General features: G+C 54.4%; 1 protein-coding gene. It reads left to right on the top strand.

Annotation, left to right across the window (positions count from 1 at the left end):
- On the top strand, positions 1 to 658 hold a 658-nt coding region (locus OXS27_RS32350; protein WP_267361753.1), incomplete at its 5' end, for a GSCFA domain-containing protein.
- Between the last annotated feature and the right edge of the window lie 239 nt (positions 659 to 897).

The raw sequence follows: 897 nt of genomic DNA, 5'->3' as shown, positions 1-897 counted from the left end.
TCAACCGGGCGGCTTCGCGAGCGCGGACGAGGTACGGGTGGCGCGCGACGCTCATTTTGCCGCCGTGCGTCGGTTGTTCGAGACGTTAGACGTTTTGGTGATCACGCTCGGTCAGACCGAGAGCTGGCGTTGGCGTGCAGATGGAGCAGTTCTACCGCTCGCCCCCGGAGTCGCCGGCGGCACTTACGACCCGGCTCTCTACGCGTTCGTTAACGTAGGCGTCGCCGAGGTCATCGGCGACCTAAACGGTTTTTTGGACCGGTTGTGGCGTGTCAATCCATCAGCGCGCGTCGTGATGACGGTTTCACCCGTCGCAATGGTGGCCACTTACCTTGATCAGCACGTCATGACTTCGAATTGTTATTCCAAATCGATCTTGCGTGCCGCGGCCGGCGAATTATGCGCCGCGCGAGGCGATAAGATTGTGTATTTCCCATCTTACGACCTCATCACCGGCAGTGCGAATGCCGGGCGGTATTATGATGAGGACCAGCGCACCATCAACGATGCCGGGGTGCGCCATGTCATGCGACAATTCCTTGGAACCTTCGCCACGAACCGCGCTGAACCCGCGGTGCATCGAGCTTTGATCGACCTTCAGGCCGAAGCCAACTGCAACGCCGCTGTGATCTGCGACGAAGAAGCCATCACGCGATAGCTTTCTATCAACGTTCGCAAGTCTATTATCATGTTTTAAGGTAGAAATTTCTATTTAATAAGCAAATACTAGTCGCATGTCACTGTCTTATCGAACTGATTCAAACACTGTCTGGCAACAAAAAGTACCTTTAAGATATACCTATGCAATGGAATGTCTATGATTGGGATCAATAGTCTAATAAAGAATTGGCGGCAGGCGCGATTCATCCGTCGGCGCCGGATCGAGCGCTTGCCAAT

This window comes from Methylobacterium sp. GC_Met_3 (genome assembly GCF_026540775.1).
GTDB lineage: Bacteria > Pseudomonadota > Alphaproteobacteria > Rhizobiales > Beijerinckiaceae > Methylobacterium.
This window is presented reverse-complemented; position numbering and strand designations above follow the sequence as displayed.